This window comes from Microbacterium sp. SLBN-154 (assembly GCF_006715565.1).
Classification (GTDB): Bacteria; Actinomycetota; Actinomycetes; order Actinomycetales; family Microbacteriaceae; genus Microbacterium.
In genome coordinates this window covers 566904-591292 of record NZ_VFNL01000001.1, presented here as the reverse complement: position 1 = coordinate 591292, position 24389 = coordinate 566904, and the positions used below count along the sequence as shown (strand labels likewise).

The following is a 24389-nucleotide window of genomic DNA, read 5'->3' as shown; positions in this document are numbered from 1 at the left end:
CCCCGATTCGGCACCACCCTCGCGAAAGCAGGTTCCGATGGCCCAGTTCACCCGCGGATTCGGCTCGCGTCGGCGTGACGCCGACCCGGATCTTCCGCCCGGCCAGTACCTCACCACCGACTTCCCCGTCCTCTCCGCAGGCCCCACGCCGCGCATTCCGCTTTCGGAATGGTCGTTCTCCATCCGCACCGAGACCGGTGAGACGGCGCGGTGGAGCTGGGACGAATTCACCGCTCTGCCGTCGGAGGAGGTGTCGACCGACATCCACTGCGTCACGCGATGGTCGAAGCTCGGCACCTCGTGGCGAGGCGTCGCCCTCGACACGCTCTTCGAAGAGGTCGAGACGAGCTTCGACTACGTCATGGCCCACTCCTACGGCGGGTACACCACGAACGTGCCCCTCGAGGATCTGCTCGACGGCAAGGCCTGGATCGCGTACGAGTTCGACGGCGAGCCGCTCGACCCCGAGCACGGAGGCCCCGCCCGCCTCCTGGTGCCGCACCTCTACTTCTGGAAGAGCGCCAAGTGGGTGCGGGGCCTCGTCATGCAGCAGCACGACGATCCCGGGTTCTGGGAGCAGAACGGCTATCACCTGCGCGGCGACCCCTGGCTGGAGGAGCGGTACTGGTGAGGACGACCGGGTGGCTCGCCGCGCGCATCGCCGCGGTCCGGCCGACCACGAGCCACGCGCGCGTCCTCACCCTCGACGTCCCCGGCTGGCCCGGCAACGATCCGGGCCAGCACCTCGACATCCGCCTCACCGCGGAAGACGGCTACCAGGCCGAGCGGTCGTACTCGATCGCCTCGTCAGGGCCGGGCGAACGCGTCGAACTCGCGGTGGACACCGTGCCCGACGGGGAGGTCTCGCCCTACCTGGTCGACGTGGCCGAGGTCGGCGACATGCTCGAGGTGAAAGGCCCACTCGGCGCATACTTCGTGTGGCATGAGTCCGACCCCGACCCGGTGCAGCTCGTTGCGGGCGGATCGGGGATCGTGCCCCTCCTCGCGATGGCGCGAGCGCACGACCGGTCGGAAAGCCCCGTGCCCTTCCGCCTGCTCTACTCGGTGCGCAGCCCCGACGACGCCCTCTACCGCGACGAGATCCTCGACCTCGCCGGTCGCTCCCTGGACCTCACGTGGGCGTACACCCGCGCCGCCCCCGAGGGCTGGCCGGAGCCCGTCGGCCGGTTGACGCCCGACCGGGTCGCCGCGGCGACATGGCCGCCCGCGCGGCATCCGCTCACCTTCATCTGTGGACCGACCCGCTTCGTGGAAGCCGCGGCGGACGCGATGGTCGCCGCCGGTCATGACCCGGCGCGCGTGCGCACCGAACGATTCGGAGGATGACGATGTCCGACGACCCCACCCGCGTCGCCCACGCCACACACCCCGGCCGGGACGACCCTCACACGGCGCACGTCGTCGACGGAAACGCCGTAGTGGGCGCCCTGGAGGATCTCCTCGCGGGTGACCTGAGCATGCTGATCGTCGAGTGCGGCGGATGCCACCGCGCGGCACCGCTCGCGGAATGGCGGGTCGAGGCCGACCGCGACGCGTTCATCGTGCGATGCCGGTCGTGCACGCACACCCTGTGGACGCTGATGCGGGGCGGCGACGGCCCCTCGCTGCTCATCGCCGGGGGCTGCGGTCTTCGGCGTTCGCCGGACGACGCGGAGCGGCATCCGGCCGGGTGACCCGCCCGCTCGCGACCGGCATGCCCGCGACGACGCCGCCGCTCAGTCCAGGGTGTGATCGGCGCGTCGCTCGGGTAGCCGCAGCACGGCCTGGACCGGCAGGTGGTCCGAGGGCCGGCGGCCCTGCGGGGCCGACGGGTTGATCGCGACGCGCTCGACCTCGATGTCGCGTGTGACGACGATCCAGTCGATGCGCTTCCGGCCCACGCGGGGATCACCGTAGTTCGGGAAGGTGCCCCATTCGGGCGTGACCCGCTCGTCGGCGACCGCCCAGGCGTCTCGCAGCGCCGCATCCCGCAGCAGCTCCCTGATCGGCACCGTCCCCTCCCCGGAGTTGAGGTCGCCCATCACCACGCCCGGGAGCGCCGCCTCGGCGACGAGCAGACGGAGGGCCTCGGCCGAGCGACGCCTCGCCGTCCGGGAGATGTGGTCGAAGTGCGTGTTCACCACGACGAACGCCGCGGATGTCGCCCGGTCGGGCAGCCGCGCGATGACCGCGACGCGGGGCACCCTGTTGCCCCACGAACGCGATCCGGGCTCATCCGGATGGTCCGACAGGGCGATCTGCCGCCAGCTCTCGAGCTCGAGGCGGTCGGCGTCGAAGAAGAGCGGGCAGGCTTCTCCCCCGCCATCCCGGCGTCGTCCGTGACCGATCGCCACGTAACCCGGGCCGAGCGCGGCATGGACGTCGCGCGCCTGGTCGGGGAGAGCCTCCTGCACACCCAGGACGTGGGGCCGTTCCGCTCCCAGCAGTGCGGCGACCGCGGCTCGCCGGTGACTCCACCGGTCCACGCGCCGCAGCGTCGGAGAAAGCCGACGGCGGATGTTGAAGGTCATGACGTGCAGGGCGGGCGGCGCCACGGGTCCGATCAGGGGGGACGACATCCCTTTCAGGCGCCCGAGATGCGGGTCCAGGCGGCCTTTCCCTCTGCGCGACGGGCCGCTTCGTACGGAGACGGAGTCGCGGCCTGCCCGACCCGGAGCGTGTCGTCATGCGGCGTCGACGTCTTGCGTCGAGGCCGGGTGACCCACAACGCCACCGCCGTGACACCGGCGGCGATGCCTCCGAGTGCCAACAGCTCGATCATGCTCAGAGCGTACGCCCGCGCGGCGGGCGGGAGGGCCGGATCAGTGGATCGACGCGTCCGCTTCGGTCAGCCGCCAGGAGTGGAACACCACGGTCAGTCCGGCGCGAGACGGCGCGGCGACGAGCGGACCCGCCGATGCCTCGGCGGCGCCGTCGAACGGCGCCAGCCGCAGCAGCCGCATCGGCTCGCCGGCCACACCGCCGCGCACCGTGATCGCGTCGTCACCCCGGCTCACCCGGATGACCAGGCGATGGCCGCTCCACCCGGGCACGGCACCGACCGACCAGTCCGAACGCCGGTCGGTGACGACGGCGCCCGCACCGAGCTCACCATCGCAGAACTCCACACCGCTCTTGATCCAGCGCTCCTCGTCGATCCGCACGAAGATCCCGGCCTGATCGAACTGCTCGGTGAAATCGGCCGTGAATTCGACTTCCATCGCCGAGCCGACGGGGAACGGGGCGATGAGCCCGTGCTCGGAGGCGTGCTCGAAGCCGTACGCGGTGCGCAGCCAGGCGTCGCTGCCTTCGACGGCCGTGACGACCAGGTCGTCACCGCGCCGTTCGGCGGAAACGGGGTCGTGGGTCCAACGCCCCTCGGACCAATCGAGACGGCGGGGAGAGATCGAGGTGCTCATGCCTCCATCGTCGCACCGGAGGCGGGGCTGCGCCGGATGCGGATCGGCCCCTTCGCCGTCGACGGGTCGACCACACGGCCGCCCTGGGTGATCTCCACTTCACCTGCCGCGACGAGGCGCCGCGCGGCCCGCCGCGCGGGCTCCATCAGCTCACGCCATTCCTCGCCGCCGACGGCCTTCGCCGCTTCGGACGGACACATCGACGAGGTCGCCGTACGCGACGCGAGCGTCTGCCGGATCGACGCCTCGAGCTCACGGTCGATGGGCGTCACACCGCGGCGGCGGCACGCATCGGAGCAGTACTTCACCGTGTCCCAGTTCGCCGCCCATCGGGCGCGGTACTCCATGGTGCGACCGCAGGACGCGCAGATCTTCGGATGCCGCGGCTCGGCGGCATCCGAACCTCTCCGTGCGCGACCCATGTCTCCATGGTGCCGCGCGAGAGAGGGTCAGAGGGCCGGACGACCCGTCGTCGTCATCGTGATCTCGCGGGCTCCCTCGACGTCGCGGGCTTCGAGGGCCACCGACACCGACGAGAAGGCGCCGAGGCGCGAGGCGTGGGTGCCGCCGCAGGGGATCTCGACCGTGGCGTCCGGGAGCTCGCACACCCAGGCGCGGCGCGACGACAGTCCGTCTCCGTCGCGCTCGATGCGGACGGCGGCGTCGGAGGCGACCCATTCCGCGAGCAGCATGTTCGCGTGCGATTCGATCGCGGGGAGGTCATCGAGCCCGGCGGCGGAGAAACCCTTCCGCCGCAACGACTTGCCGACCCGGTAGACGTCCACCGAACCCTCGGGATGGATGCGGCTCGTCTGGATCGCCAGTGCGTCGAAGTTGGGGTGGCCGAGCGCATCCCTCATGACGTCCTTCGTCCACGCCCCCGCGAGGGCGGCATTCAGGGCGAGGGAGGCGAGGTGGCAGACGGTGTGTCCGGAGGAGAGCGCGGCGCGATGATCGGCATCGACGACCGCGTCCACCTCGGCGCCCACCGCGGGCGCCGAGCCCTCGACGATGTGCGCGACGACGAAGACCCAGCCCTCCGTCCCGATCCGCACGGGCAGGTCGGACCCGAGGAAGAGGCGACCGTCCTGGATGCCACCGACCACCGCGTCGACGACGGGGAACGTCTGCCCTGCGGCCTCGAGGGTCGCGCGGTCGGCGGGCTGATCGGGCCAGGCCGCGGTGACGGGATGCACGCACGTGACGTCGAGGAGAACGGCGGAGCGCCCCTCGCCGAGGTCGTCGATGTGCAGGACGCGACCCGTGCTCGAGGTCGCACCCTGGGGGTACGTCACGACGGTGTCGGTGTCGGGGAAGCCGATGGAGGCGGGGAGGGTGGCGTGAGGCTCTGTCACGAGCCCACCCTAGACGGCGGACGCGGCGGGTAGATTCGCCCTGTGCGCGCCGTCGTCATCCATGCTGTCCGTGGCATACCCGCCGTGGTCGACGTCGTCGAGCCCGTCGCACCGGAGGGTGGGGTGGTCGTCGACGTCCGCGCCACCGGGGTGTGCCGCAGCGACTGGCACGCGTGGGCCGGTCACGACGACATCGTCTTCCCCCATGTGCCGGGCCACGAGCTGGCGGGCGTGGTTTCCGAGGTCGGAGCCGGCGTCGCCCGCTTCCGTGTCGGCGACCGCGTCACCGTGCCCTTCGTCTGCGGGTGCGGAGTGTGCCCGTGGTGCCGGGCGGGCGATGCCCAGGTGTGTCCGGATCAGCAGCAGCCGGGCTTCACCCACTGGGGATCCTTCGCCGAGAAGGTGGCGCTCCACGCCGCCGACACGAATCTCGTCGCCCTCCCCGATGCGGTGTCGTTCGAGGCGGCCGCGGCGCTCGGCTGCCGTTTCGCGACCGCCTTCCGGGCGCTCACCGCCCGGGCCCGCGTCGCCCCCGGGGAGTGGGTCACCGTCGTGGGCGCCGGTGGCGTGGGACTCAGCGTCGTGATGATCGCGGTCGCCCTGGGCGCGAGGGTGATCGCCGTCGACACCAACCCCCGCGCGCTCGAGCTCGCGAGCCGGCTCGGCGCCGCCGGCGTCGTCGTCGCAGAACCCGGCGGGCCTGCCGTCTCCGATGTCGTCCGTGAGCTGACCGGCGGCGGTTCGCACGTCTCGGTCGACGCCGTCGGCAGCGCTCAGACCGCCGCGGACGCGGTGCTGAGCCTTCGCCGTCGTGGACGCCACGTGCAGATCGGTCTGCTTCCGACGGACGACGGCCGCTCCCCCGTCCCCATGGCGCGCGCGATCGCATGGGAGCTCGACATCCTCGGCAGCCACGGGATGGCGGCGATGGACTACCCGGCGATGATGAGGCTCGTCGCCTCGGGGCGGCTCCGCCCGCACGACCTCATCGAGCGCGTGATCGGCCTCGACGAGGCATCCGCTCTCCTCCCCCGGTTCGACACCGCCGCGCCGGCGGGCATGACGATGATCGACCCGCACCGCGGGCTCCCCTAGGATCGCTCCGACGGAGGGGGACGCCGATGACGGCAGGGTACGAACCGGGGTACGGCCAGGGGTACGGGCCGGGATACGCCGCGATGCCGGCCCCGCAGCCGGCGCGCAAGAAGGGTTTCGACGTCCTCGGTCTGATCGCCGTCATCATCGCCATGGTCGGTCTGGTGCCGACGCTCTTCGTCTTCCTCATCGGGCTCATCCCCGAGATGAACGCCATCTGGTGGCTGCTCGTCGCCCTCATCCCGATGCTCGGGATCGGTGGGGCGCTCGTGCTGCTGCTGGCGGTCATCGGACTCATCGTGGGCATCACGCGCAAGCGCCGCTACGGCCTGTCGATCAGCGGCATCGTGCTGGGTCTGTTGATGCTGGTGCCGATCGGACTGCTGTACTTCAGCTCGACCGTGTGACACCGGGGACGCGGGGGACCATCCGCCGCTCGATGACCGCCATCACCAGGATCGACGCCATCGCGACCACCGCGAGACCGATCGTGAGGATCGCCAGCCCGTCGAAGAGCAGCCACTCGGCGAAGACGCCGCCGAGGACGTTGCCGAGAAGGTAGCCGGCGCCGACCACGACGGAGTACACGCCCATGATCAGACCGCGGTTCTCGCGGAACTCCGACGAGATGTCGCTGAGGTGGGTGAGCGCGGCCGGGGTGAACCCCGCCTCGAGGAACATCCCCGCGACCACGATGGGGATCGCGATCGCCAGAGACACGCCGTGATTGAGCAGCAGCAGACCGATCGACGCCACGATCGCCCCCGCGACCGTGACGAACAGCGTCGGCACGGTCGGCAGGCGCCCGATGAAGAAGGCCCACGCCACGATGCAGAGGCTGAACACCAGGACGTAGACGCCGAGGACGGCGGAGAGCCCCACCTCGTTGCCGGCGAAAGCGCCCGGCAGGAGCTGGCCGTCAGCGGTGCGGTCGCCGGCGAGCACGAACGTGATCTGCGAGGTGACCCAGGTGCCGAGGATGGCGTTGACCGCGATCCATGCCGGGAGGAAGGCGAGCAGGCGGGGTTGACCGATGATCCGGATCCGTTCGCGGACGCCGGCCTGCAGGCGGCTCGGTCCGCCCGCGGCATCCGGCCTCACGAAGAGCAGCACCAGCAGGGATGCCACGACGTAGACGGCTGCGAGCGCGACGAACGACCACAGCCCCCACGCCCCGTAGAGGAGCGGACCGATGACGGCGCCGACGGCGATGCCGCCGGAAGACGACAGCTCGTACAGGCTCGTCACGCGGCCCCGTCGCATCCGGTCGTCATCGCTGGCGTCGGCGAGGAGGCCGAGGGTGGCGGGCGCGGCGATCGCGGCGCCTGCGCCGTCGAGAAGGCGGGATGTCGCGACGACGGCGATCACGAGCGCGGCCGACGGCGCCACCGCGATGAGCGACGCGCCGGGGGTGATGAGGATGCCGGCGGCGGCCAGGAGCGGGGCGGCCACGAGGAACACGCGGCGTCCGCGGCGATCGCTCGCCGAACCCGCGAGGGGTGCGAGCACGAGCTCAGCGAGGAAGCTCAACCCCGAGAGCACGCCGAGGATGAGGGCCCCGACCGGCGCGCCGGCGCGAGCCAGGTCGACGAAATAGGCTCCGAGGGCCAGCGCGCCGGCCGCCGACGCGCTGCGGATGAGCAGCTGCGCGACGAGAACCGCGGGGGTGCCGACCGGGCGGGTGGCGGTCGGTCGTGCGGAGTCGAGCGCGCTCACACGGTCACGAGGACTTTGAGTGCTGCGCGCGCGTCCATGGCGGCATACCCGGCCGGCACCTCGTCGAGCGGCATCGTGACGTCGAAGACGCGACCGGGCTCGATCGTGCCGTCGAGAACCTGCGGGATCGCGTCCTCGATGTACGCGCGGACGGGCGCGGGGCCGCCGGTGAGCGTGAGGTTCCGTCCGAAGAGCGAGCGGAAGCCTACCCCCGCCTCCTCGTACTGCGGCACGCCGACCCGGGAGATCACTCCCCCCGTCCGCGCGACACGGTACGACTGCTCGTAGGCGGGCATGTGTCCGACCGCTTCGAGCACGGCGTGGGTTCCGAGGCCGTCGGTGATGTCGAGGACGCGCTGGACGCCCTCATCGCCACGCTCGGGCACGACGTGGGTGGCACCCCACTCCACGCCCAGGTCGGTGCGCGCCCGGTGGCGTCCCATCAGGATGATGGTCTCCGCGCCCATCTGCTTCGCTGCGAGCACCGCCGACAGACCCACGGCCCCGTCGCCGACGACGGTGACCGACTGGCCGGGACGCACCCGCGCCATGAAGGCCGCGTGGTAGCCGGTGAGATACACATCCGACAGGGTCAGGAGCGAGGGGAGCACCGCGGTGTCATCCTCGGTCACTCCGGGAACGGCGACGAGGCTGCCGTCGGCGAGAGGGATGCGGGAGAGCTCGGCCTGGAGGCCCGCGGTCTGGCGCGTGGCGTAGAACCCGCCGTGCGGGCAGGCGGTCTGAAAGCCGTCCCGGCAGGTCGGGCACGTGTTGTCCGACCAGGCGAACGGGGCGATGACGAGGTCGCCCTTCTTCACCGTGGTCACCTCGGGCCCGGTCTCCTCCACGACGCCCAGCAGCTCGTGGCCCATGCTCTGACCTCGCGCAGACGGCTTCATCGAGTGATAGGGATGCAGGTCGGAGCCGCAGATGCAGGTGCGGACGGTGCGGACGATCGCGTCGGTCGGCTGCTGGATGACGGGGTCGGCGACGTCTTCGATCCGCACGTCTCCGGCGCCGTACATGAGGGTGGCTTTCATCGCGTTCTCCCCTGCAGCGTCATGTCTTCATCGAAGCACAGCGCGAGCGGCGTGGGTCCCGTCGTCCGCGCATCGGCCCGCGGCGACCCGTCGAGAACGGCGGCTCGGCGGAGACCGAGACCGCGAAAAGTGACGGGTCGTGACGCGCGCGGGGACAGGCGCACCCTGCCCGCTACGCTCGCACCATGGAGGACTGGGAAGATGGGGCGGCCGAAACGCTCGAGCGCCTGAGCGGATCGACGATGGCGGACGCGTACGTGGGCACCATCCGCATCCTCTCCCTCACGCCGCCCACCCTCCGCCGGCGCTACCAGACGTGCACGATGGAGCTCGCTCTCGAGGTGCCCGAGATCGAAGGCGAGACGCTGCGGACCGAGGTCGTCCTCGACAAGCGGTACTGGCCCGAGGTGGGAACGGTCCTCCGGGCGCGCATCTCGCGCCGGAAGCCCCGGATGATCGACGTCGACTGGGACGCGCTGGCTCGGCGGTGAGCGCGCTCCGGCCACCCCGTGACGCCTGGGAAAGCGCGGTGCAGAGGTGCTGGGGTTGCCGTATCGCGTTGACGTGACGGTGCACGACCGGTTCGATCGAACCATGAGCAGCCCCGCCTCGCCCGCCGTTCGACGGACGGTGTCGGCCGCTGTGTTCCTGCTGGGCGCGCTCTACACGAGCCTCGTCCTCTGGGTGACCCTTCGCCCGCTGCCGTGGGCGACCGAGGGGTCGGAGGCGCGCTGGGGCATCCTCAACCCCGCCGCGTGGACGGATGAGGCGGCGTGGACCGACGGGCGGAGCCTCGAGATCCTGCTGAACGTCCTGATGTTCGTGCCGATCGGTGTTGCCACCGGTCTGCTCCTGCGGGGCGTGCTGGCGCTCGCGCTGCCTCTGCTGCTCACCCTCGGGATCGAGCTGGCGCAGATCCCCCTCGACCGCATCTCCCACCCGCGGGACCTCGTCGCGAATGGGCTGGGCGCGGTGGTCGGCGTGGCTGTCGCCGCCCTCATCCGCCGCCATCCCGCCTGGCCGGGACGCGGGCGTGGTCAGTCGAATGTGTCGGTCCAGGACGCGATGTCGACGCCGTGATCGTCCGGCGAGGCCAGCGACCACCATCTCGAGGCCGACGAGTCGTCGGCACGCCTGACCGTCGCCACCGCCGGCGTCGCACCTTCGTCTGACACGAGACGGGTCATCAGGCGACGGTGGCGAAGACCGCGTTCCTCCAGGGGTCGTCGAAGGAGAGCCCTCGGCCGTCGTCGCGCACCGCGACGCCGTGGTGACGCAGCCGCTCACCGAGCTCGCCGAGGTCGTCGGCGCCGGGGAGCACCAGGTCGACCCGCCCGAGCCCGAGCGCCGGCATGCGAGGACCGGCACCCCGCGAGTTCCAGACGTTCATGGCCATGTGATGGTGGTAGCCGCCCGCGCTGACGAAGAGGGCCGAACCCCGGAATTCGGCGGTCTCGGCGAAACCGAGCCCGTCGACGTAGAACGCCCGCGCGCTGGCGATATCGCCCACCGACAGATGCACATGTCCCACCCCGGCGGCGTCACGGGCGGTGGCGCCCGCCGCGGCATCCTCCGTCAGATGCTCGCGGAGGAACGCATTGGGATCGAGGAAGAGCGTCCCCATCTCGACGCGCCCGTGGGTCCACGACCACTCCGTGCGCTGGCGATCCCAGTACAGCTCGATGCCGTTGCCCTCGGGATCGGTGAAGTAGAACGCCTGGCTGACCAGGTGATCGGCGCTGCCCGTGAAGGTCTGCGGTGCTTGGCGCGCGACCGAGTACACGGCGGCGGCGAGCGCCGCCTGCGACTCGAACAGGATGGCCGTGTGGTAGAGCCCGGCCGCGCCCTGCGGCGCATGACGGAGCTCGGGCGCGTGGACGAGGATGACGATGGGTCGCCCCGTACGCCCGAGAGTGACGGTGTCGCCCTCGGCGCTCAGCACCTCGAGGGTGACGACGTCGCGGTAGAACCGCGTCATCACGTCGAGGTCGCCGACGAGAAGGGTCACCGGGCCCATCGCCGTGTCGTCGGCGATGAGGGAAGAGGTCTGGCCCGCGGCATCCATGTGCCCTTCAACCCCCGCGGGTGTGCCGGCATTCCACTGCGGCGCTCGCGCGGCGTCGCTTCGAACTCCCCAAGAACCCATACCGAAACCCCACCGGATGTGTCTACTGTCGTCTCAGGTGCGCGCCCCGATGACCGCGCCGCCCACCCAGGCACTCGATGAAGAGGAGACCCGCATGAAGAAGCTCATCAATGCCCCCGCAACGGTGCTCGCTGACGCGCTGCGAGGGGTGGAAGCCGCCCATCCCGAACTCGAGGTCGACCACGAGAACCGCCTGGTCCTGCGCCCGACCGCCGGCAGCGAAGGCCAGGTCGCGCTCGTCTCGGGCGGCGGCTCGGGGCACGAGCCGTTGCACAGCGGTTTCGTCGGCCCGGGCATGCTCGCCGCGGCCTGCGCGGGCGAGATCTTCACCTCGCCCACCCCCGACCAGATGCTCGCCGCTGCGACGAAGGTGAACACCGGCGCCGGCGTGCTCTTCATCGTGAAGAACTACACCGGCGACGTGCTGAACTTCGAAATGGCCGCCGACCTCGCCAAGGATGAGGGGATCGAGACGGCGTCGGTCCTGGTGGCCGACGACGTCGCGGTCGAGGACTCGACCTGGACGGCCGGGCGCCGGGGCATCGGCGGCACGGTGATCGTCGAGAAGGTCGCCGGGGCCGCCGCCGCCGAAGGCCGCCCCCTCGCCGAGGTGGCCGCCGTGGCCGAGAAGGTCTCGAAGGCGAGCCGGTCGATGGGCGTCGCTCTCACCAGCTGCACCGTCCCCTCAGCCGGGAAGCCCAGCTTCGACCTCCCGGAGGACCAGATCGAGATGGGCGTCGGGATCCACGGCGAGCCGGGTCGCACGCGCAAGCCGCTCGCGAGCGCGCACGACATCGCCGAGGAGCTCGTCTCCTCGATCACAGCCGACCTCGACTTCACCGGCGGACCGGTGATCGCCCTGCTCACCGGCCTCGGCGGCACCCCGCTGATCGAGTTGTACGTCGTCTACGCCGAAGTGGCCGCGGCGCTGAAGCAGCGCGGGATCGACGTTGCTCGTTCCCTCGTCGGCGACTACATCACGAGCCTCGACATGGCGGGGTGCTCGCTCACCCTCACCCAGGCGGATGACGAGGTGCTGCGCCTCTGGGATGCCCCCGTCAACACCAGCGGCCTGCGGTGGGGTGCCTGAGATGACGGATGCCGTCACCACTGCCACGCTGCAGGACTGGCTCCGCCGCGCCGCCGCGGCGCTCAGCGAGAACGCCGACTACCTCACCCAGCTCGACTCGGCGATCGGCGATGCCGACCACGGCACCAACATGAACCGTGGGTTCACCGCGATCACCGCGAAGCTCGATGCAGGCTCGCCCGCCGACATCCCGGCCCTGTTCAAAACGGTCGGGATGACGCTGATCTCGTCCGTCGGCGGTGCGGCCGGGCCGCTCTACGGCACCTTCTTTCTCGAGATGGGGAAGAATTCTCCCCCCGACGGGGAGATGAGCGCGGCCGACGTGGAGAAGGCGCTGCGGGCAGGCGTCGCCGGTGTCGTCGCCCGGGGTCACGCCGAGGTGGGTGACAAGACCATGATCGACGCACTCGACCCGGCGATCGAGGCGCTGTCGGCGTCGGTGGCCTCGGGCGCGTCCGCAGCGGATGCGGTGACGGCGGCCGCGGAGGCGGCGCAGGAGGGATCGGATGCCACCGAGCCGCTCGTCGCGCGCAAGGGCCGCGCCTCGTACCTCGGCGAGCGCAGCGCCGGGCACATCGACCCCGGTTCGGTGTCGGCGGCGATCCTGCTGCGGACGATGAGTGAGGCGCTGTCGGAGTCTGCGGGGTGATCGGGTTCGTCATCGTCTCGCACAGTCAGCCCCTCGCCGAGGCGGCGCTCGACCTCGCGATGCAGATGGTGCACGACGAACCGCCGCCGGTGCGGATCGCTTCGGGCGCCCAGGAAGGGTTCGGCACCGACGCGGCAGCGATCGCGGAGGCGATCGACGAGCTCGCCGACGCCGACGGCGTGCTCATCATGACCGACCTCGGCTCGGCGGTGCTGAGCGCTGAGCTCGCCCTCGACCTGCGGGAGTCGACCCATCCGGTGCGCATCAGCGACGGGCCGTTCGTCGAGGGCATGACCGCGGGCATCGTGCGTGCCCTGTCGGGCGCCACGCTCGACGAGGTCGCCGCCGAAGCCCGGGGCGCCCTGGCCGCGAAGCGGCGGGACGAGTCGGACGGAGCACCGGAACCGGCGGATACTGCGCCTGCGCCGGCCGACGGGATCACCGCCGAGGAGCCGCTGGTGAACAAGGTCGGGCTGCACTCGCGCCCCGCGGCGACGCTCGTGCGCACCGTGCGGACGTTCACCGCCGACATCCGCATCTCCAACGCCACCTCGGGAGCGGGACCGGTGAAGGCCAACAGCATGGTCGGCCTCCTGTCCCTGGGAGCGTCGAAGGGCGATGTCCTGCGGATCGAGGCCGACGGGCCCGACGCCGAGAAGGCGGTCGCCGCCCTGCGGGATCTGGTGAAGGACGGCTTCGGCGAGAAGGACTGAGGGGCGGGCCGTCGATCGGTCAGGCGAGACGGTCGTCGACCGCCGCGGCGAGATCGGCGAGGACCCGTCGCTGCGTGGGGTTCAGCACGTCGCCGGTGTACTCGGCGATCAGCTGCTCGGCGGCGCGGCTCATCGTCAGCATCGCGTCTGCGGACGACTCGGTGAGAAGTGGGCCGAAGGCGCTCATGAAGTCCGACACCAGCGCTGCGGTCTCCTGCTCGGGAGTGTCGGGACCCAGGTCAGCGAACCGCTCCGAGAAGGCGACGACCGCGGGAGCGATGGCGGGATCGCTGATCCTCTCGTAGAAGCGCACCAGCTGAGGCATCCGCTCGTCACCGACGAGATGCGCGAGCAGGACGGACTGGTCGCGATCGATCCGAGTGAGCTCCGACGGGGCACCCGCCGCAGCGAAGAACGCCAGGAACGGCGCCAACTCGGCGGGGACGTCGGGCGGGGCATCCAGCGCACGGACCCGCGCGATGAGGGCGCGCTGCTCGGCGAGGCGCGCGATCTGCTCCGCGAGCTCGGCGTCGAGCTCGTCGAGCAGTGCGGCACCGTCGGATGATGCATCGAGGAGGTCGGGCATGCGCTCCAGGGGAACGCCGAGCGACGCCAGCCGCCGGATCCGCAGCAACCGAACCAGGTCGTGCACGTCGTAGTCGCGGTATCCGTTCGACCCGCGCGGAGGTTCAGCGAGCACGCCGACCTGATGGTAGTGGCGCAGAGCGCGAACGGTGACCCCGGCCAGTCGGGCCAGCTCTGCACTACGCACGCTCGTTCACCACCGTCTCGGCTCCGCCCGGCCCCGCGCTTCCCCGCTCCAGACTACGCAGCGGGCGGGCGAACACCCCGAGCGCGAGCGCGATGATCCACACGCCGGCCAGGGCGATCGCGGCGACGTTCACGCCCGCGTACTCGGTGAGCACCGCTGCAGCGACGATGCCCACCGCGGGCGCGGCGGTCATGATCGCGTTCTGCGTGCCCATCACCCGCCCCCGCATCTGCTCCGGAATCCGCTCGATCATCAGCACGCCGATGAGACTGCCGAACAGCCCGCTGGAGAGTCCGACGATGAAGGCACCCGCGAACACGACCCAGACATCGGGAAGGACCGCGATGACCCCGAAGCCCGCGGCGCTGCCGAACAGCCCGATGAGGAACCACGTCCGTCGCCGGCCCCGCGCGCCGGCGACGGAGTAAATCGTGCCGCCCACCAGCATTCCCCCCGCGAGGGCCGTGAGGACGAAGCCGAGCATTCCGGGCTGATCGATGAGCGAGAAGTGCACCGGAAGGATCAGTCCCTGCATCGACGACAGCACGATCACGGAGATGAGGCTCAGCGTCGTCGTCATCACGAGGAACGGGCTGCGGAACAGCACCCGCCACCCGTCGCGCAGCTGCGTCCAGCCGCTGGTGCGCGCGCTGCCGGCGGCGCGGGTCGGGACGAAGACCACGCCGACACGGCGGGGAATCACGAGCGTGAGCAGTGCCGCGGACAGCGACGTCGCCGCGGTGATCCAGAGAACGGTCGAGCCGTCGAACAGGACCATGAGCGTTCCTGCCGCGGCCGGCCCGAGCAGCAGCGCGGCGGCGCCGAGCGTCTCGCGGATGCCCATGAGTCGCTCGGCTCCGATCCCACCGTGACGCACGATCGCAGGCAGGAGAGCGTCGCGGGCGGTCATGCCCGGTACATCCCCGAGCGAGCCGATGATCCCGAACAGGATGAACCATCCAAGGCTCAACCCGGAGATCAGGTCGATCAGCGGGAGCGCGGCGATCGATGCGGCTGACACGAGATCGGTGATGACCGAGGAGGTTCGCCGGTTGATCCTGTCGATCACCACCCCCATCACGAGGCCGGCAAGGACGGCGGGGATCGCGGTCGCGGCCGCCACCGCGCCGGCCCCGAGGGCGCTCCCCGTCACCTGGAGGACGATCAGCGGAAGGGCGATTCCGGCGACGGAGTTGCCCAGCAGCGACAGCATGTAGGACGCGAGGTAGGCGACGGGGATGACGTTCATGCACCCAGTCAGAACTATGACGCAACGGCGGAGTCAAGTTCTGCGCCATCAGCGGGCCACCCGGCTCGAACCGGACTGCCCGGCGCTGACCGCCCGGGCGCCACGCGCTACGGTCTGACCATGGGATTCGAGGTCGGCGTGGCGAGCCCCGCCGAGGTGACGATGATGGCCGACTGGGCGGTCGCCGAGGGATGGAACCCGGGCGTCACCGACGCGCAGGCGTTCGCTGTCGCCGACCCCCGCGGGTTCCTGATCGGCCGGCTCGACGGCGAGCCCGTGACATCCATCTCGGTCATCGGCTACGGCGACGCGTTCGGGTTCCTCGGCATGTACATCGCCCGTCCCGACGTGCGGGGCCGGGGACTCGGTTTTCAGACCTGGCGGGCCGGGATGAAGCGGATGGCGGGACGAATCGTCGCCCTCGACGGCGTCGTCGCCCAGCAGGACAACTACCGCCGGTCGGGATTCCACCCGGCATGGACGAACATCCGGTACGAGGGTGGGCCTGCCGCGACGCCGCCGCCCGCGGGTGTGCGCCTCGTCGATGCGCGTGACATCCCGTCCGACCGCTTGGCGGCATACGACCGGCGCTTCTTCGGAGCGCCCCGCGACGCATTCCTCGCGGCGTGGGTGAGCCTGCCCGCGCGCAGCGCCCGGGTCGCCCTGCGCGGCGATGAGATCGTCGGGTTCGCGGTGCTGCGCGATGCCCATGCCGCCTCGCGGCTCGGACCCGTCTTCACCGATGACGCTGCGATCGCCTCGGCCCTCGTGAGCGCGCTCGCGGAGGACCGCGGAGCGACCTCGGTCGCCGTCGACGTGCCCGGCGTCAATCCCCGCGCCGTGGCGTGGGCGCAGGCGCAGGGGTGGGCGCCGTCGTTCGAGACGGCCCGCATGTACACGGGAGAGCCGCCGCGGATCGACACCGACGGCCTCTTCGGGATCACGAGCCTCGAGCTGGGGTGATATCCGCTGTCAACCTGATGCCGCGGAGCGGCCCTCGGGCGTAGCGTGTGGGGTACGACGACGAAGGAGACGATCGTGAGCGACAGGTCCACCCCCGACGAGGGCGAGTACACCGACGAAGAAACGCGCAGCGGCCGTTTCACCCACCAGGGCGACGAAGTGCCGGGGCAGTACGAAGACGCCGAGCGGGCCGATGGCACGCGCACCGCGGATCACCGCGGAGCCCCTGGCGAGTACGAGGATGCCGAAGGGCGCGACGGCACCCGCACCCACCCCGAGGGAACGCCCGGCGAGTACACCGACGTCGATCAGGACGGTCACCGCTAGGCGTTTCTGGCGCGCGCCACGCGGCGTCGCGGCCGAGACGAGGACGATCGGTCGAGGAGAGTAAGGACCGGCCTGGATAGTACGCGCCTCGACCGATCGTCCTCGCGCCGCGGGCAGGACCGTCCCTGCCGTCGTCGGTAGGGTGGGCCCCGTGAGCGACGACAGTACGGTCGGAACCCGAACCGGCGACGGCGCCGGACCGGCCCTGCCGCAGCATCCGGATGTCGCGCTGTGGCGAACCGGCACGCGCGACGACATCGACGCCATCCACGGAGTCTTCGCTGCGGCGGACGCCGTCGATCACCCCTCCTGGGTCACTCCTCGCGAGGAGGTGGCCGACACGTTCGACCTTCCCCACATCGACCACACGCGCGACACCCTGATCGGGTTCGCCGAGGATGGGACGGCGATCGCTGCGGGCAGCTCGTTCCTTCACCCTTCGCGGGATGAGAAGTACAGCGTGCACCTCGCAGGTTCCGTGCATCCCGCGTGGCGCCGGCGCGGCATCGGTCGCGAGCTGTTCGCGTGGCAGAACGCCCGGGCGGAGCAGCAGGTCGCGGAGGCGGCTGCGGGGGCGACGGTGGAGCTGCCCACGGAGCTGAAGACGTACGCCGAGGCGATCAACGTCGGTCATCAGGCCCTTGCCGCGTCGTTCGGCTTCACCCCCGAGCGGTGGTTCGCCACGATGGTGCGGCAGCGATCCGCCGTGCCCGACGTGACGAAGCCCGACGGTGTCGAGGTCGTCGCATACTCGAGCGATCGGGAAGACGACGCCCGCACGGCGCGCAACGACGCGTTCCGCGATCACTGGGGCAGTCTCCCTTCGACCCCTCAGGGGTGGGGGAAGTTCGTCGGCAGCGAATTCTTCCGGGCCGATCTCTCCCGACTCGTCGTCGACGCCGACGGACGGATCATCGCCTTCTGCCTCGTCACCGTGAACCATGACGACTGGGAGGCCCGGGGACGCAGCAACGCGTACATCGACCTCATCGGCGTGGTGCGTGACCGGCGCCGTGAAGGGCTCGCGCCACTCGTCATCTCCCACGCGCTGCGCGCCATCGCCGACGCCGACATCGACGAGGCGATCCTCGACGTCGACACCGAGAGCCCGACCGGCGCGAACACGCTCTATTCGGGCCTGGGTTTCGTCGCCGAGGAGCGCTCGGTCGCGCTCGTCCGGCGTCCCTAGTGATGGAAGCTGCCCGCCTCCTCCTCTGACATCGGCACCGTGATCGGGTGGTTGTCGAAGTGGGCGATGGCCGAGCGGTAATCGTCCATCAGCAGTGACGCCTCGTCGCGACCGAAGCCGTGGCGGACGAGGATGCGCTGCACCACCGTGTTCTCGCGGTCGGCCGGGAGCGAGTACGCCGGAACGAGCCATCCGCGTGTGCGCAGCCGGTCGGCGAGGTCGAACAGGGTGAACGGCGCCTCATGCCCGGCTTTCAGCCGCCAGGAGATCGCGGGGATGCCGCCTGCCGGCGCCCCGTCATGGATGATCTCGAACGGGCCGAGCGCAGCGATCTCGGCGGCGAGGTGCTGCGCGGTGTCGTAGCAGGACTGCTGCACCCGGCGATACCCCTCGCGCCCGAGACGAAGCAGCAGGTAGTACTGGGCCACGACCTGCCCCGCCGGCCGGGAGAAATTGAGGGCGAAGCTCGGCATGTTGCCGCCGAGATAGTTCACGTCGAAGATGAGGTCCTTCGGAAGGTCGGCGGCGTCGCGCCAGATGATCCACCCCACCCCGAGCGGCGCGAGCCCGAATTTGTGGCCACTGGCGTTGATCGACTTCACCCGCGGCAGCCGGAAGTCCCACACCAGGTCGGGCGTGACGAAGGGGGCGAGGAACCCGCCGCTGGCGGCGTCGACGTGCATCGGCACATCCAGCCCGGTGTCGCGCTGAAGCTGATCCAGCGCATCGCTGATGGCGTTGACCGGCTCGTAGGCGCCGGTGAAGGTCACCCCGAGCGTCGGCACGACACCGATCGTGTTCTCGTCGACCCGGGCCAGCGCCTCCTCCGGGGTCATCAGCAGACGGTCCTCCGCCATCGGGACTTCCCGGAGCTCGACGTCCCAGTAGCGCGCGAACTTGTGCCAGCAGACCTGAACAGGCCCCGTGACGAGGTTCGGCCGGTCGGTCGGCTGCCCTGCGGCGCGGCGACGCTCGCGCCACTTCCACAGCAGCGCCATGCCACCGAGCATCGCCGCCTCGCTGGAACCGGTCGTGGACGTCCCCAGGGTGTCGGCGGCGTCGGGCGAGTTCCACAGGTCGGCGATGATGTGCACGCAGCGCTCCTCGATCGCAGCCGTCTGCGGATACTCGTCCCTGTCCACCATGTTCTTGTCGATCGAGCGGGCCATGATGTCCTGGATCTGCGGCTCGAGCCAGGTCTGGCAGAAGGTCGCCAGGTTCTGCCGGGAGTTGCCGTCGAGCATCAACTCGTCGACCACGATCTGGTGCGCCCGGTCGGGCAGGTGCTCGTCGTCGGGGATGCGGTACTTCGGCAGGGTGCTCGCGGCGTAGGGCGAGGCGAAGATCACATCCAGCAGTTCGTCTCGGAGCGACTTGCGGTTGTGCAGCACTGCTTCCTCCTGAAGGAACCGTCGGTGCGCGAGACACGCGGCGAGGATGACGACGGCGGGGTCACCGCCATCGTGCCGGTGTTCCCGCGCGAGGACCAGACCCGGGACGCCGGCGGGGTGCGGCAAGGGCGGGATGGCAGGAGTTCGCCACGACGGCCGGGGAGCCTCCACCGACCGTCGTGGCGAAGACCACGGCTGCCCGCTACGCGATCGCCGTCCCCTCGAGCTCGACCATCTGGCCGGGGATCGCCAACCGGGCCACCCCGAGCATCGTCGTCGTCGGGGCGACCCCGGCGGCGCCGAGCCGGGCAGCGAGCACGCCGTAGTGCGGCAACAGCGCGTCCACATCCGTGGTGTAGACGTTGAGCCGGACGAGATTCTTCAGAGACATCCCCGCAGCGGTGAGGACCCCCTCGAGGTTGTCCGCTGCCAAGGCGAGCTGAGCCGCGAGATCACCGTCATGCTCCGGCCGGCCGTCAGCGCTCATGGCGGTCTGTCCCGAAATGTAGAGGGTGCGGGTTTCGCCTGAGACGACCTCACCCTGGTTGAAGCCCATCGCCTGCGACCACGTCACCGGGTTGACTGCTGTTCGATCCATTTCCACTCCGATCTGTATGTGTGCGGAAGCCGGCGGCCGGGAGCCGTCATCGCCCGCTCTTACGAGCCTCGCAACGAAACATGACACCTTGTGTCGTGTTTCTGCACGAGGATGAGGGGATGCGGGCGGATCGGTTGGTCTCGCTGGTGCTGCTCCTACGCCAGCGGGGGCGGATGACGGCGGGCGAGCTGGCTGGAGAGCTGGAGGTGTCGCCGCGCACGGTGCTGCGCGACATCGAGGCGCTGTCTGCTGCCGGCGTGCCGGTGTATGTCGACCGCGGTCGGCACGGGGGGTTCTCCCTGCTTCCCGGATTCCGGACCGAACTGACCGGTCTGAACCATGACGAAGCGCTGGCGATGCTCACGGCGGGTTCGGGACGCGGCGGGAGCGTCTTCGGCCTGAGCGCCCCCCTCGCGTCGGCGATGCGCAAGGTGATCGACGCGCTGCCCGAAGGACACCGCGCCAACGTGGATGACGCCGCCCGCCGTCTGCTCGTCGAACCGGAGACCGATCTGCTGTCCCGGCGAACCGTGACCGAGGAACTGGCGGACGGGGTGATGAGCGAGGTCCGCCGCGCGGTCCTGGCCGGACACAAGCTGCGGTTCGACTACGCGGCCCCCACCGGAACGCCCCGATCGCACCTCGTCGACCCGATCGGCCTGGTGACCGTCCGCGACCGGACCTATCTGCTCGCCCTCGCCGCGGGGGAAGACCGCACGTATCGGCTGTCTCGGATGCTCTTCGCTCAGGAGCTCACCGAACCGGCCGACCGTCCGGCGCGGGTCGACCTGGACCGCCTCTGGGCCGAACGCAGCGCGACGTTCCTGGCCGATGGCCACCTGTCCGTGACCGTCGACGTCAGGGCCTCACGCCGAGACGAGCTGGTCGGGACGGTGCGGGCCCTCCGTGCGGAGAGGCCGGCCGAATCCGGATGGGTGCGGCTGGACGTCGCGTTCGACGACCTTCGTCACGCCGTGTGGGCGGCCTGGCAGCTCGAGCTCGACGCGCGCGTCCTCGCACCCGATGCGCTCTGCGAGGCCGTCGCGACGCGTGCACGTGCTCTGGCCGCTCTCTACTCGTCGTGACCATCGACGGTTTCCTCGGTCAGCGGTTTCCACATCTCTTCCGCCGAATGCGGTGGGCGCACGGCCGGTCTGGCAGGGTGGGTGGGGGTGTCGGGTGGGCCGCCGCCGTCTTGCGTGACAAGGGGAGTCATACATGGAGATCGCCGGAGTCGTCGGCATCCTGATCATCGTCGGTATCGCGGTCGTCGCCGCGATCGTCATCGGCCTGATCGCACTGCTGTTCGCACGTAGCTGGATCAAGGTCGCCCGCGCCGACGAGGCGTTGGTGATCTCGGGCCGCAAGCAGAAGGTGCAGAGCACGGTGCTGGCCGCCGACGGCACGAGCTCATCGGAGATGTCGGAGTCGCCGGTCACGGTGATCGTCAACGGCAAGTCGCTCGTGAACCCGATCACGCAGCGCCACGAGATCATCTCGCTGCGGTCACGTCAGGTGTCGTTGAACGCCGAGGCGCAGTCGCTCGACAATGTCACTCTCAACGTCGATGGAGTGGCGATCGTGAAGATCGGCTCCGACCCGCTGTTCGTGCGTCGCGCCGCGGAACGCTTCGCCTCGCAGGACGCCGCGATCGAACAATTCACCACCGAGCAGCTCGAAGGTGCGCTGCGAGGCATCGTCGCGACACTGTCGGTCGTGGAACTGATGCGCGAGCGCAAGAAGTTCTCCGACCAGATCGCCGCCGACGTCTCGCACGAACTCGCCGAGCAGGGCCTCATCCTCGACTCGTTCCAGATCAAGGGCATCACCGATGCCGTGGGCTACATCCAGTCGCTCGGTGCTCCCGAGATCCAGGCGAAGCGCCAGGCTGCCGAGATCGCTCAGACCAACGCCGATCGTGCGATCAACCAGAAGATCATCACGAACAAGGAAGCGAACCTTGTCGAGCAGACCGCCCTCGACACCAACACGGCCAACGCCGACGCCGGCGTCGGTCGGGCCCGCGCCGAGGCCGAGCAGGCCGAGTACCTGGCCCGCGCCCAGGCCGAGCAGGCCGTGCTGCAGCAGCAGGCCGAGAACAAGCAGGCGCAGCTCGATGCCGACGTCAAGCGCGTCGCCGACGCGCAGCGCTACGAGGCCGAGACCCGCGCGCAGGCGGAGCTCTACACGCGCGAGCGCGCGGCCGAGGCCGCGGCGATCGAGCAGGTGAAGCAGGCCGAGGCGCGCACGCGTATCGCCGAGCAGCAGGCCGAAGCCGACCGCGCCCGCGCGGCCGGTGAGGCAGCGGCCGCCGAGGCGAAGGCCAGCGGTGAGGCGAACGCACTCCGCTCACTGGCCGATGCCGAGGCGACGGCCCGCCGTCTGCGCTCGCAGGCCGAAGCCGACGCGATCCGCGCCGAAGGTGAGGCGCGGGCCGCGGCGGTACAGGCCGAGGCTGAGGCCATCGCGTCGAACCAGGAGGCATTCCTGTCGCAGCGCGTTCTCGAGGTGCTGCCCTCGATCATGGCCGAATTCGCCAAGGGCTACTCCACGATCGGCAACGTCTCGATCGTCGGCGGCTCCGGCGACGGCGCGTCGGATGTCGTGGGCGGAGACAGCGCGAAGGCATTGCGCTCGGTCTTCGACAGCGTCGAGTCGGCCACCGGACTCGACCTGGCGGGCATCATCCAGGGTCAGGCAGTCGGGCGTGGGATCGGAGCGGGGATGGCGGGGGCCGCCACGCCGGCGGCGCCGGCGGCTCCGGCGGCCCGCAAGCCCGCGGCGAGCCGCGACTCCGCGGACGACCCCGCCGGCAACTGACGGACGCCGACGGCCTCAGAGCGACGCGTCGGGCTCGGGGAGTATCCAGTTCGCCTTCCGGTGGATGAACAATCGCGTGACGGCGACGGAGAAAACGAAACCGGGCACGATGCCGGCAACGGTGACCACCATGGCGCTGCTCGTCTGAACGGCGGGATTCGTCAAGAGTGACTGGGCGACGACCTGGAACCCGAGATGGAAACCGATCGGCGTCCAGACGCTGTCTGACACCAGTCGCTGGACGCCGAGGACGACACCCATGACGAGGAAGAGCGAACCCCTCTCCACGATCACGCCCCAACCGGTCGTCGCGACCCACAGTGTCGTGCCGAGGAGCGCGAAGAGGACGGCTTGGATGAGCACGGCCCGCACGGGTGCGATCGATGCCGACAGAGTGCGGTAGACGTAGCCCCGGAAGATCAACTCTTCGGGAATGGCCTCCAGCAGCAGGACCGTCACCACAGTGAAGGCGACAGCGCCGACCAACGCGGCCGGGGAGAGGTCTGTCGTGATCCGGACCCACCCCGCCGCACTCGCGACCCCCAGCCCGATCGCCGAGGGGATCACGAATGAGCCCACCCCGACGAGAAGGGACCGCCACAGGCTCGGTCCCGTCTGGAGCCGCAGTGTCGACCACGGCCGGCGATCGAGAAAACGTCGGACGACCACGATCATCGGCACCGTGAGTGCGATGACGAAGAGAGCGCTGGAGATGCGTCTGGCCGGGCCCACCTCATTCCCCCAGACGGCAGTGGAGAGCCAGACCATGAGACCCCAGATCACGATGGTCGCTGCCAGGACCACTGTGACGCGCCACCCCGTTCCGACGCGCGGGCCAGGCCTGGTCGTCGCAGTGGGCATGCTCGACCGTAACCGGAGCGTGATGAGCTCGACGACATCCGCGGCCGGCCCGGTCAACGCCTAGCGAGTGCCGTCACGCGCCGCAAGGCCCACGCGGGTGGACCCACACCGGCATACCGTCGGACCATGACTGACACCTTCACTCCTCGGCATGCCATCGTCACCGCTTCCGATTCCGGCATCGGTGCAGCGACCGCCATCGCTCTCGCCGAGGCCGGGCTGGACGTGGGCATCACCTGGCACTCCGACAAGGACGGCGCCGAGAAGACCGCCGAAGAGGTGCGCGCCCGCGGCTCCCGGGCGGTGGTGACCCAGTTCGACGCGACCGATCTCGAGGGAGCCGCGAAGGTCATCGACGCATTGGCCGACGAACTCGGTGGCGTCGACGTGTTCGTCAACAACGCCGGCGGCGGGTCGGGGGGCCCGTTCCTCGATCTCGATGTCGAAGCCTGGCGGAAGGATGTGCTCCTGAACCTCGACGGCGCATTCGTCGGGATGCAGGCTGCGGCGCGCCGGATGGTCGCCGCGGGCCGCGGTGGGCGGATCATCGCCATCACCAGCGTCCACGAACACCAGCCCCGCGTGGGAAGTGCCGCGTACGTCGCGTCGAAGCATGGCCTGGGAGGTCTGGTGAAGACCATGGCGCAGGAGCTCGGCGAGCACGGCATCACCGTCAACGCCCTCGGCCCGGGCGAGATCGCCACACCCCTGAACGACATGGACGCCGAAGAGGCCGAGAACACGCATCGCCCCGGCATCCCGCTCGGTCGTCCGGGAAGGCCCGACGAGATCGCTGCTGTGGCCGCGTTCCTCGCTTCGCCTGCCGCGTCCTACGTCACGGGGGCCAGCTGGGTCGTCGACGGCGGGATGCTGCAGATGGGCCCTCAGGCCGGATCTCACCTCACCTCCGACGAATGGCGTCGCGCGGGCAGCTGACCTCGGGTCACCCCACCCCTTGCCTGATCGCGGATCGCTGGGTACTCTCAAGGTCCCCCG

The 24389-nt window shown here is 70.5% G+C and carries 29 protein-coding genes; 16 read left to right on the top strand and 13 right to left on the bottom strand.

The features are described from left to right. The first annotated feature begins 37 nt into the window (after window positions 1–37). From FBY40_RS02975 to FBY40_RS02965, 3 genes are read left to right on the top strand one after another with little or no spacing between them, the layout of a single operon-like run. The gene (locus FBY40_RS02975; RefSeq protein WP_141936285.1) at window positions 38–631 is read left to right on the top strand and encodes a sulfite oxidase-like oxidoreductase; all 594 of its coding nucleotides are present in this window, start codon (window positions 38–40) and stop codon (window positions 629–631) included. Then, window positions 628–1347 carry a ferredoxin reductase gene (locus tag FBY40_RS02970; RefSeq protein ID WP_141936283.1) on the top strand — a complete coding sequence of 240 codons (720 nt, stop codon included), beginning with the start codon at window positions 628–630 and terminating at the stop codon, window positions 1345–1347. The genes FBY40_RS02975 and FBY40_RS02970 overlap by 4 nt, the downstream gene beginning before the upstream one ends. After that, a complete protein-coding gene (locus FBY40_RS02965; RefSeq protein ID WP_141936281.1) occupies window positions 1344–1694 on the top strand; it encodes a DUF6510 family protein in 351 nt (116 codons plus the stop codon). Before FBY40_RS02970 ends, FBY40_RS02965 begins: the two co-directional genes overlap by 4 nt. Before the next feature lie 42 nt (window positions 1695–1736). On the opposite strand, the gene FBY40_RS02960 is transcribed toward FBY40_RS02965, so the two are convergent. The 5 genes from FBY40_RS02960 to FBY40_RS02940 are packed head-to-tail and all read right to left on the bottom strand — an operon-like array spanning window position 1737 to window position 4774. After that, on the bottom strand, window positions 1737–2579 hold the full coding sequence (locus FBY40_RS02960) for an endonuclease/exonuclease/phosphatase family protein (protein WP_141936279.1): 843 nt from the start codon (window positions 2577–2579) through the stop codon (window positions 1737–1739). A 5-nt stretch (window positions 2580–2584) separates the two neighbouring features. Continuing rightward, complete coding sequence (locus tag FBY40_RS02955; RefSeq protein WP_124291946.1) at window positions 2585–2782, bottom strand: hypothetical protein; 198 nt, start codon at window positions 2780–2782, stop codon at window positions 2585–2587. Window positions 2783–2822: 40 nt separating this feature from the next. Continuing rightward, window positions 2823–3419: a DUF1349 domain-containing protein gene (locus FBY40_RS02950; RefSeq protein ID WP_141936276.1), complete on the bottom strand. Its 597-nt coding sequence runs from the start codon at window positions 3417–3419 to the stop codon at window positions 2823–2825. After that, window positions 3416–3841, bottom strand: a complete 426-nt coding sequence (locus FBY40_RS02945) for a DUF2256 and DUF3253 domain-containing protein (protein ID WP_141936275.1) — start codon at window positions 3839–3841, stop codon at window positions 3416–3418. The genes FBY40_RS02950 and FBY40_RS02945 overlap by 4 nt, the downstream gene beginning before the upstream one ends. Before the next feature lie 27 nt (window positions 3842–3868). Continuing rightward, on the bottom strand, window positions 3869–4774 hold the full coding sequence (locus FBY40_RS02940; protein ID WP_235014492.1) for a metal-dependent hydrolase: 906 nt from the start codon (window positions 4772–4774) through the stop codon (window positions 3869–3871). 42 nt (window positions 4775–4816) lie between these two features. Between FBY40_RS02940 and FBY40_RS02935 the strand changes: the two genes are divergently transcribed. Both FBY40_RS02935 and FBY40_RS02930 read left to right on the top strand, forming a co-directional pair. Then, window positions 4817–5869 (top strand): alcohol dehydrogenase catalytic domain-containing protein, encoded by a 1053-nt coding sequence (locus tag FBY40_RS02935; RefSeq protein ID WP_141936273.1) that lies wholly within the window; start codon window positions 4817–4819, stop codon window positions 5867–5869. Between the two features lie 26 nt (window positions 5870–5895). Next, window positions 5896–6276, top strand: a complete 381-nt coding sequence (locus FBY40_RS02930; RefSeq protein WP_141936271.1) for a hypothetical protein — start codon at window positions 5896–5898, stop codon at window positions 6274–6276. Here the strand turns inward: FBY40_RS02930 and FBY40_RS02925 are convergent. After that, window positions 6260–7585, bottom strand: a complete 1326-nt coding sequence (locus tag FBY40_RS02925; protein WP_141936269.1) for an MFS transporter — start codon at window positions 7583–7585, stop codon at window positions 6260–6262. The genes FBY40_RS02930 and FBY40_RS02925 overlap by 17 nt on opposite strands. Beyond that, window positions 7582–8625, bottom strand: coding sequence for a zinc-binding dehydrogenase (locus tag FBY40_RS02920; protein WP_200829911.1), 1044 nt, complete (start codon window positions 8623–8625; stop codon window positions 7582–7584). Before FBY40_RS02920 ends, FBY40_RS02925 begins: the two co-directional genes overlap by 4 nt. Before the next feature lie 185 nt (window positions 8626–8810). On the opposite strand from FBY40_RS02920, the gene FBY40_RS02915 reads away from it, so the two are divergent. Further along, window positions 8811–9116, top strand: a complete 306-nt coding sequence (locus FBY40_RS02915) for a hypothetical protein (protein WP_141936267.1) — start codon at window positions 8811–8813, stop codon at window positions 9114–9116. Window positions 9117–9219: 103 nt separating this feature from the next. Further along, window positions 9220–9705, top strand: a complete 486-nt coding sequence (locus tag FBY40_RS02910) for a VanZ family protein (RefSeq protein WP_141936265.1) — start codon at window positions 9220–9222, stop codon at window positions 9703–9705. A 106-nt stretch (window positions 9706–9811) separates the two neighbouring features. Here FBY40_RS02910 and FBY40_RS02905 read toward each other — a convergent pair whose 3' ends face one another. Then, the gene (locus FBY40_RS02905; protein ID WP_141936263.1) at window positions 9812–10690 is read right to left on the bottom strand and encodes a VOC family protein; all 879 of its coding nucleotides are present in this window, start codon (window positions 10688–10690) and stop codon (window positions 9812–9814) included. 175 nt (window positions 10691–10865) lie between these two features. Between FBY40_RS02905 and dhaK the strand changes: the two genes are divergently transcribed. Genes dhaK through dhaM form a run of 3 tightly spaced genes read left to right on the top strand, consistent with a single transcriptional unit; the run spans window position 10866 to window position 13223 of the window. Next, entirely contained in the window at window positions 10866–11861 is a 996-nt protein-coding gene (dhaK, locus tag FBY40_RS02900; RefSeq protein ID WP_141936261.1) for a dihydroxyacetone kinase subunit DhaK, read from the top strand. A 1-nt stretch (window position 11862) separates the two neighbouring features. After that, complete coding sequence (gene dhaL, locus FBY40_RS02895; RefSeq protein WP_141936259.1) at window positions 11863–12510, top strand: dihydroxyacetone kinase subunit DhaL; 648 nt, start codon at window positions 11863–11865, stop codon at window positions 12508–12510. After that, window positions 12507–13223, top strand: a complete 717-nt coding sequence (dhaM, locus tag FBY40_RS02890; RefSeq protein ID WP_141936258.1) for a dihydroxyacetone kinase phosphoryl donor subunit DhaM — start codon at window positions 12507–12509, stop codon at window positions 13221–13223. Before dhaL ends, dhaM begins: the two co-directional genes overlap by 4 nt. A 19-nt stretch (window positions 13224–13242) precedes the next feature. Here the strand turns inward: dhaM and FBY40_RS02885 are convergent, their stop codons facing one another. Together FBY40_RS02885 and FBY40_RS02880 are read right to left on the bottom strand one after the other, a co-directional pair. Beyond that, window positions 13243–13995: a MerR family transcriptional regulator gene (locus FBY40_RS02885; RefSeq protein ID WP_141936256.1), complete on the bottom strand. Its 753-nt coding sequence runs from the start codon at window positions 13993–13995 to the stop codon at window positions 13243–13245. Then, window positions 13988–15244 (bottom strand): MFS transporter, encoded by a 1257-nt coding sequence (locus tag FBY40_RS02880; protein WP_141936253.1) that lies wholly within the window; start codon window positions 15242–15244, stop codon window positions 13988–13990. The genes FBY40_RS02885 and FBY40_RS02880 overlap by 8 nt, the downstream gene beginning before the upstream one ends. Before the next feature lie 120 nt (window positions 15245–15364). Between FBY40_RS02880 and FBY40_RS02875 the strand changes: the two genes are divergently transcribed. The 3 genes from FBY40_RS02875 to FBY40_RS02865 all read left to right on the top strand — a co-directional run bounded on the left by FBY40_RS02875 (window position 15365) and on the right by FBY40_RS02865 (window position 17723). Beyond that, a complete protein-coding gene (locus FBY40_RS02875; protein ID WP_141936251.1) occupies window positions 15365–16207 on the top strand; it encodes a GNAT family N-acetyltransferase in 843 nt (280 codons plus the stop codon). 75 nt (window positions 16208–16282) lie between these two features. Continuing rightward, entirely contained in the window at window positions 16283–16534 is a 252-nt protein-coding gene (locus tag FBY40_RS02870) for a hypothetical protein (protein ID WP_124291959.1), read from the top strand. 151 nt (window positions 16535–16685) lie between these two features. Next, window positions 16686–17723 (top strand): GNAT family N-acetyltransferase, encoded by a 1038-nt coding sequence (locus FBY40_RS02865; RefSeq protein ID WP_235014488.1) that lies wholly within the window; start codon window positions 16686–16688, stop codon window positions 17721–17723. On the opposite strand, the gene FBY40_RS02860 is transcribed toward FBY40_RS02865, so the two are convergent. Then, window positions 17720–19114: a glutamate decarboxylase gene (locus FBY40_RS02860; protein ID WP_141939979.1), complete on the bottom strand. Its 1395-nt coding sequence runs from the start codon at window positions 19112–19114 to the stop codon at window positions 17720–17722. The genes FBY40_RS02865 and FBY40_RS02860 overlap by 4 nt on opposite strands. 202 nt (window positions 19115–19316) lie before the next feature. Next, window positions 19317–19712: a RidA family protein gene (locus tag FBY40_RS02855; RefSeq protein ID WP_141936247.1), complete on the bottom strand. Its 396-nt coding sequence runs from the start codon at window positions 19710–19712 to the stop codon at window positions 19317–19319. A 119-nt stretch (window positions 19713–19831) separates the two neighbouring features. Between FBY40_RS02855 and FBY40_RS02850 the strand changes: the two genes are divergently transcribed. Continuing rightward, on the top strand, window positions 19832–20797 hold the full coding sequence (locus tag FBY40_RS02850; RefSeq protein WP_141936245.1) for a helix-turn-helix transcriptional regulator: 966 nt from the start codon (window positions 19832–19834) through the stop codon (window positions 20795–20797). A gap of 133 nt (window positions 20798–20930) precedes the next feature. After that, the gene (locus tag FBY40_RS02845) at window positions 20931–22532 is read left to right on the top strand and encodes an SPFH domain-containing protein (protein WP_141936243.1); all 1602 of its coding nucleotides are present in this window, start codon (window positions 20931–20933) and stop codon (window positions 22530–22532) included. A gap of 15 nt (window positions 22533–22547) precedes the next feature. Here the strand turns inward: FBY40_RS02845 and FBY40_RS02840 are convergent, their stop codons facing one another. Beyond that, on the bottom strand, window positions 22548–23393 hold the full coding sequence (locus FBY40_RS02840) for a CPBP family intramembrane glutamic endopeptidase (protein WP_141936241.1): 846 nt from the start codon (window positions 23391–23393) through the stop codon (window positions 22548–22550). Between the two features lie 126 nt (window positions 23394–23519). On the opposite strand from FBY40_RS02840, the gene FBY40_RS02835 reads away from it, so the two are divergent. Continuing rightward, window positions 23520–24329, top strand: coding sequence for an SDR family oxidoreductase (locus FBY40_RS02835; protein WP_141936239.1), 810 nt, complete (start codon window positions 23520–23522; stop codon window positions 24327–24329). The last annotated feature ends 60 nt before the right edge of the window (window positions 24330–24389 follow it).

What these genes read in the sequence shown, in the direction of transcription:
- dhaL (WP_141936259.1), top strand. Translation starts at nt 11,863, where the DNA reads ATGACGGATGCCGTCACCACTGCCACGCTGCAGGACTGGCTCCGCCGC.
- FBY40_RS02845 (WP_141936243.1), top strand. Translation starts at nt 20,931, where the DNA reads ATGGAGATCGCCGGAGTCGTCGGCATCCTGATCATCGTCGGTATCGCG.
- FBY40_RS02840 (WP_141936241.1), bottom strand. Translation starts at nt 23,393, where the DNA reads ATGCCCACTGCGACGACCAGGCCTGGCCCGCGCGTCGGAACGGGGTGG.
- FBY40_RS02920 (WP_200829911.1), bottom strand. Translation starts at nt 8,625, where the DNA reads ATGAAAGCCACCCTCATGTACGGCGCCGGAGACGTGCGGATCGAAGAC.
- FBY40_RS02965 (WP_141936281.1), top strand. Translation starts at nt 1,344, where the DNA reads ATGACGATGTCCGACGACCCCACCCGCGTCGCCCACGCCACACACCCC.
- FBY40_RS02960 (WP_141936279.1), bottom strand. Translation starts at nt 2,579, where the DNA reads ATGTCGTCCCCCCTGATCGGACCCGTGGCGCCGCCCGCCCTGCACGTC.
- FBY40_RS02915 (WP_141936267.1), top strand. Translation starts at nt 8,811, where the DNA reads ATGGAGGACTGGGAAGATGGGGCGGCCGAAACGCTCGAGCGCCTGAGC.
- FBY40_RS02910 (WP_141936265.1), top strand. Translation starts at nt 9,220, where the DNA reads ATGAGCAGCCCCGCCTCGCCCGCCGTTCGACGGACGGTGTCGGCCGCT.
- FBY40_RS02880 (WP_141936253.1), bottom strand. Translation starts at nt 15,244, where the DNA reads ATGAACGTCATCCCCGTCGCCTACCTCGCGTCCTACATGCTGTCGCTG.
- FBY40_RS02945 (WP_141936275.1), bottom strand. Translation starts at nt 3,841, where the DNA reads ATGGGTCGCGCACGGAGAGGTTCGGATGCCGCCGAGCCGCGGCATCCG.
- dhaK (WP_141936261.1), top strand. Translation starts at nt 10,866, where the DNA reads ATGAAGAAGCTCATCAATGCCCCCGCAACGGTGCTCGCTGACGCGCTG.
- FBY40_RS02855 (WP_141936247.1), bottom strand. Translation starts at nt 19,712, where the DNA reads ATGGATCGAACAGCAGTCAACCCGGTGACGTGGTCGCAGGCGATGGGC.
- FBY40_RS02975 (WP_141936285.1), top strand. Translation starts at nt 38, where the DNA reads ATGGCCCAGTTCACCCGCGGATTCGGCTCGCGTCGGCGTGACGCCGAC.
- FBY40_RS02835 (WP_141936239.1), top strand. Translation starts at nt 23,520, where the DNA reads ATGACTGACACCTTCACTCCTCGGCATGCCATCGTCACCGCTTCCGAT.
- FBY40_RS02955 (WP_124291946.1), bottom strand. Translation starts at nt 2,782, where the DNA reads ATGATCGAGCTGTTGGCACTCGGAGGCATCGCCGCCGGTGTCACGGCG.
- FBY40_RS02930 (WP_141936271.1), top strand. Translation starts at nt 5,896, where the DNA reads ATGACGGCAGGGTACGAACCGGGGTACGGCCAGGGGTACGGGCCGGGA.
- FBY40_RS02850 (WP_141936245.1), top strand. Translation starts at nt 19,832, where the DNA reads ATGCGGGCGGATCGGTTGGTCTCGCTGGTGCTGCTCCTACGCCAGCGG.
- FBY40_RS02950 (WP_141936276.1), bottom strand. Translation starts at nt 3,419, where the DNA reads ATGAGCACCTCGATCTCTCCCCGCCGTCTCGATTGGTCCGAGGGGCGT.
- FBY40_RS02905 (WP_141936263.1), bottom strand. Translation starts at nt 10,690, where the DNA reads ATGGATGCCGCGGGCCAGACCTCTTCCCTCATCGCCGACGACACGGCG.
- FBY40_RS02875 (WP_141936251.1), top strand. Translation starts at nt 15,365, where the DNA reads ATGGGATTCGAGGTCGGCGTGGCGAGCCCCGCCGAGGTGACGATGATG.